This window comes from Stenotrophomonas sp. STEN023 (assembly GCF_056760135.1).
Genome location: NZ_JBRREF010000151.1, coordinates 1 through 3,620, shown reverse-complemented (window position 1 = coordinate 3,620; position 3,620 = coordinate 1). Strand labels below are relative to the sequence as shown.

4 protein-coding genes are annotated in these 3,620 nt (G+C 56.2%); all 4 read right to left on the bottom strand.

Annotation, left to right across the window (positions count from 1 at the left end; all coding sequences use genetic code 11):
• Positions 1-188: 188 nt before the first annotated feature.
• The 4 genes from ACVOLV_RS22040 to ACVOLV_RS22025 all read right to left on the bottom strand — a co-directional run bounded on the left by ACVOLV_RS22040 (position 189) and on the right by ACVOLV_RS22025 (position 3,508).
• Positions 189-1,676: a DUF3987 domain-containing protein gene (locus ACVOLV_RS22040; RefSeq protein ID WP_481556220.1), complete on the bottom strand. Its 1,488-nt coding sequence runs from the start codon at positions 1,674-1,676 to the stop codon at positions 189-191.
• Between the two features lie 82 nt (positions 1,677-1,758).
• Entirely contained in the window at positions 1,759-2,028 is a 270-nt protein-coding gene (locus ACVOLV_RS22035; RefSeq protein ID WP_481556219.1) for a hypothetical protein, read from the bottom strand.
• Positions 2,029-2,038: 10 nt separating this feature from the next.
• Positions 2,039-2,416 carry a helix-turn-helix transcriptional regulator gene (locus tag ACVOLV_RS22030; protein WP_481556218.1) on the bottom strand — a complete coding sequence of 126 codons (378 nt, stop codon included), beginning with the start codon at positions 2,414-2,416 and terminating at the stop codon, positions 2,039-2,041.
• A gap of 132 nt (positions 2,417-2,548) precedes the next feature.
• A complete protein-coding gene (locus ACVOLV_RS22025) occupies positions 2,549-3,508 on the bottom strand; it encodes a hypothetical protein (protein WP_481556217.1) in 960 nt (319 codons plus the stop codon).
• Positions 3,509-3,620 lie beyond the last annotated feature (112 nt).

The window sequence follows — 3,620 nt, the reverse complement described above, 5'->3', positions numbered from 1 at the left end:
CCCCCGGGGGGGGGGGGTTTCATTCCGCCCCCCCCCGGGCGCCCCCCCCCCCCCCCCCCCGCCCCCCCCCCGGGGCGGGGGGGGGGGGCCCCATGCCCCGCGGCCCCGCCCCCCCCCCCTAGTCCGTGCTAATGGTGCAAACCCTTTGCACCATTAGCACGTTTACGCCCCCCTCTCTCCTGTCGATCCTACTGGGGTGGTGGGGTGAGGAGGCGGATCTTCTCGGCTGTGTGGCCACGGCCAGCTGGATAGAAGTGGACCGAAATCAATTCCTTGCGAACCAGAATGGCAAGCAGTGGATGGATTTTCTGGCCGCGCATCCGTCGAAACGGTACGTACTGAGACGCAGTGCTTACGTACTCAAAATCGCACTGACGTGCGACCCGGCCACCCTCCCGAGCTGGCTCGCTGCGGAGCTTCTCCTCCAGCCAAGCATGCAAAAGCATCGCATCAGCCTCGTCCGGGTCAACCTGAGTGAACGTTTCCGCATAGTCTTTCGATGACTCGTCCCACATCAAGATGGAGGTCATCAGACACTCCATGCCGATCTCATCACCTTCGAACCGCTCCGTCACGTGAAATGCCGCGGCCATTCGTGCAACGTTGTCAGGCAGCTTGTTCGCGAAGTCGCCAATCTTGTAATAGCGACCGTCGACGCCTCGTTGCTCTTCCACGTAGTTGTAGTACAGCTTCCACATGTGATTGGCCTCATCATTGAACCGCAGTACCTTGCGCTGATAATCAGTGGCGCGCATGGCAGTGATGCCCTCCAGAAGCAGCTCCCTGATGTTGCGGGTGAACACGTCGCGATGATTGCTTCCGATGGATGTGCTATCCACTTCAAGATCCAGGAAGCGAGTACCCTGAGTGGTTCCTGCATTGCAGAAAAACGTTCGGCCGAAATACCCTGAGTCCATTGCGCCCTTACCATTCTTAGATTTCAAGATTGGCTTGAATGTTTCCGGCTGAATCATAAGGAGGCAGGTGAGGCGCGGTTGCTCGCAGTAGTAGCTAGCAACCGTGATGCGCGGGTCATCAATTTTTTCGCCACTCCAAGTGTCACAGAGCATGGTGTCGTTGGGCAGGATCACCTCGCGCAAGTAGGTCGCGCAGTCACCCGAGATGATTGAAATGCACGGAAAGTTGCTCATTGCACGCTTGAGCGGTGCCATTCCTGGCTCCTTCAGTGAGGCACGCATTTCAACTGGGGCAACCGGCTTGCGCATATCGTGATCATCCATTTGCTGAAGTACCCCCTCCTTGTCGGGACCTTTTGCCGACTTCAGCTCGTAAGCGAGTGCTTTTTCAATGCGGTGCCAGCTGCGCAGGTGAGCGTCGTACTCGGCACTTTCCCGTGCGAACTGAGTCTTGAGCTCAATATCGATCTCGTCGAATGCACCAAAAAGATCGCGCCGGACATCTGTCTTACGCTCACCAGACGCAGCACTGATCAAGGCATATACGTTGGTGCCGACAGTTCCTCCCTTAGGCTTGGTGACGTCCACCAGAGCCTGTGCTGCTGCGCAGCACGCAGCTGCTGTGGTGAAATAGGCCAGCTTGCAAGGCACTTGACGAGCAATAGTGCACTCTTCCGCTGCCGCATCGAAGCGACGCAACGGCAGTTTCCGGGGCTTAGGTAGCAGGTGGAACGGGAAATGGTGTTTGAAGGTAGTCATTGGATTTCATCCGGGAATATCTGCCCTCGGCCTGGAGGCCGAGGGCGAGTAAGGGCGTTGGGCTTCTAAGCGTGTTGCGCGCTTAAGGCGCTTGCTTCTTTTGTGCTGCCAGGAGTTCCTTGAAGCGTGCAGGGTGCAGCTTCAGCTCATGCTCCTGAAGAACTTCCAGGATGGCCTTCTGGCTTACCTTGTTGTCGAGCAGTTCCAAGATGGTCGGATACAGCAGGGCGAACAGCTGGGCATTCTTGTGCTGCGGCTTGGGCTGCAATGCTTTCAATGCGTCGGTGCAACGCTGCGCTTGCGCAAGCAATGGGCCGTCCTGAGGGGCGGCGGGGGTAACTTTTGTGTTCATTTGTGGGCCCTCAGTGTGCCGGCTGCGCGGCAGCGCAGGCCAAGACGTAGGCCATCACTTCAGAACGCCACCATGCGGTGGGTGAGCGGTCTGAGCTGCCGAGCTTGAACGGTTTCGGAGCGCGGGCGTCGTAGGCCGGCAAGCGTGCATTGAGGCGGGCATACCAAGTGCTCTTGGAGACGCCGACGATCGACAGCACCTCGGGCAGGCGGATCGCCTGGTCCAGTACAGGGCTGCGCTGGAACGTCTGGAGGATGGACTCCAGGCGCTCGATGGTGTCGATACTGATAGACAGCGTGCCGCGGTCGGCGGCGCTGAGGTCAAAGCGCGATGAACTGGGGGCGTGGCCAGTGGCTGCGCATGCACCCATCGGTGACGTGAATGACATGAACTTTTCCTTAGGTTTGCTAATGCACGGCGTGTGCTTTAGTCCAAGGAATAGTCGGCTCGTTCGAACGATCGGGGGAAGAGATTAGCTAGTTGATGCCTTTACATTTTAAATGTGGCGTGGTAGTCGAATCTAGGTGGTGCGAGAGACCAGCTTCTGGAAAGCGATGCGAAAGTGGGGGTACTCGCTGTTATCCTTCGTGCCCCAGTTGAGCAGTGTTTCTGTTAGCCGGTCCACAATATCCTCCGCTGTGCGTCCGTTCCTTGCCCACCGGTCGTACTCATCAAGGGTGTCTGCATGATGTGGATCGTTGCAGATTCGATCTGATATTCGTCCAGCGAGGTTTTCTCCATCCATAAGACTGTCGTTGCCGTCGAATTCCTTGATTACCCTTAGTGCCAGCTCAGCCAGCGCATCTTTTTGCTTCGTTCCTCTTCCTTTGCTGCCATTTGCACTTGCCGCTTCCGAATGGGTCTTAGGGCCGGACATCAGTCCAATAAAATAGCTGCATTCCATTAGGGAATAGAGGGTTCTATCACCGTCTCCTGAGATGTGTGCATTTCTTGCCTCTATCCAGAAGGCAATCGCAATTCCTAGTACCTCGCCTACTGAAAGTTTTGCCTCTTGCGCAAGTTCGCTTAGCTCTTTCCGCAAACTTTCAGTTTTCCCGGGGGCACTGGATAGATGGAATTTCGTCCCATCCTTGCGCTTATGCGTTGTCGTGGTGGCCCATGCGACTGCTATCTGCTTCAACAATGACTCGCGCTTCTTCGACTTGTCCTTCAGGTGGCTCTGAGCAACGTGATAGAAAGCGGTAGCGTTGCCAGCCTTCTTGAGGCCCTCACAAGTTGTTGACCATAAGGCTTCAAATGGCTTTGGATTCTTCTCTCTTTCGTTATGAATTGCTCTGATTGTGTTCAGTAGCCTGTCAAAAACGAACTCGATGTCTGGTAGCGTTACCTTGCTGTCATAGCGATTGCCTCTCCGGCCGCGATCCCTCCCAAGCGTTGTTGGTACCAATTCGCGTGACTTGGACGAAAGTCGAGAGCCTGGCGCCATTAGCTCATCATTCGAAAGCTTCCTGTTCTTCATCTGAATCGCCCAGGCTTTTGTAGACACTCTTCAGCCGTTTAGTGCGTACTGCCGTTCAAACTCTATCGGGGACAGGCCGCCATTGGAACCGTGTCGCCGTGTCGGGTTGTAA